Annotated in this window: 1 protein-coding gene; it reads right to left on the reverse strand. The window is 75.7% G+C overall.

Annotated elements, in window-relative coordinates:
- Nucleotides 1-1,541, reverse strand: a 1,541-nt coding sequence (locus CLM62_RS31675) for an amino acid adenylation domain-containing protein (RefSeq protein ID WP_218835641.1), incomplete at both ends; no start/stop codon positions are given.

Raw genomic sequence — 1,541 nt, forward strand, 5'->3', positions numbered from 1 at the left:
GCTCCGGCACAGCGCGGCCAGCTCCTGGTCGCCGCCCGGGCCGGTCCACGGCAGCACCCGGGCGTCGTCCACGCCCGCGACGGCCCGCAGCGCCGTCTCGATCTCCTGCGCCTCCACCCGCAGCCCCCGGATCTTGAACTGGTCGTCCCGGCGGCCGAGGAAACGCAGCAGACCGTGCTCGTCGACCCGGCCCAGATCGCCCGTGCGGTACAGCCGCCCGCCCGCGTCCTTGGGGAACGGTGACGGCACGAAGCGCTCGGCCTCCGCCTCGGGCCGGCGGTGGTAGCCGAGCCCCACCGCCGGTCCGCCGACGCAGATCTCGCCGACGGCGCCGGCCGCGACCGGGCGCAGGCCGGCGTCGAGCAGATGGATGGTCGTGTTGTCGATCGGGCCGCCCAGCGGCACGTCCGAGCCGGACCATCCCGGCGGGCAGGCCCAGTGGGTGACGTCGATGGCGGCCTCCGTCGGCCCGTACAGGTTGTGCAGCTCCGTGCCGGGCAGCACCTGCTGGAAGCGGCGCACGGTGTCCGCCGGCAGGGCCTCCCCGCTGGCCAGCACGAGCCGCAGCGACGTCGCCCTCGCCGCGCCCGGTTCATCGAGGAAGAGCGACAGCATCGACGGCACGAAGTGGCTGACGGTGATGCCGGCTTCAGCGAACCAGCGGGCCATGGCGGCCGGGGAACGGTGCACCCCGGGCCGGGCCAACACCACGCAGGCGCCCGCGAGCAGCGGCCAGAAGAACTCCCACACGGACACGTCGAAGCCGCACGGCGTCTTCTGCGCGACACGGTCCCCCGGCCCGAGCCGGAACCGCTCCTGCGCCCAGTGCAGCCGGTTGCCGACGCCCCGGTGGGCGTTGGGGCAGCCCTTCGGACGGCCGGTCGTCCCCGAGGTGTAGATCATGTACGCCGGATCCTCCGGGCCCGCGCCCGCCACCAGCTCCCCGGCGTCCTCCGCGTCGATCCGCGCGCGGTCCGCCGTCACGTCCACCACCCGGACCGGCAGCCCGTCGAACACCGTACGGAGTCCGGAGTCGGTGATCACCAGCCGGGCCTCGCAGTCCTCCGCCAGCAGGCGGGTACGGGAGCGAGGGTTGGCCGGGTCGAGCGGGACGTAGGCGGCGCCCGCCCTCACCACCGCCAACAGCGCCACCACGAGGTCCACGGACCGCTCCAGGTGCACGGCCACGCGGTCGGCCACACCCACGCCGGCCGCCCGCAGGTGGCGGGCGAGCCGGGCGCTGCGGGCGCCCAGCTCCCGGTACGTCAGCTCCTCCGCCCCGGCCCGCAGCGCGACCCGCCCCGCGTGCTCGGCCAGCGCCCGCTCCAGCCGGTCGGCCAGCGTGCGGCCGGGCGCGAAGTCACGGGCCGCGCCGACGAGGGGCTTCTTCGGCGGCGGCTCGTCGGTGCCCTGCGTCGGTTCCCGCTCGCAGAGGTCGCGCAGGGTGCGCGCGTAGTCCGCGAAGAGGGTGTCCAGGAGGCCGTCGGGCAGGGCACCGGCGCGTACGTCCCACTGGCACACCAGGGTGTCGCCGACGAACA

The sequence above is a fragment of the Streptomyces sp. SA15 genome, from assembly GCF_002291145.1.
GTDB lineage: Bacteria > Actinomycetota > Actinomycetes > Streptomycetales > Streptomycetaceae > Streptomyces.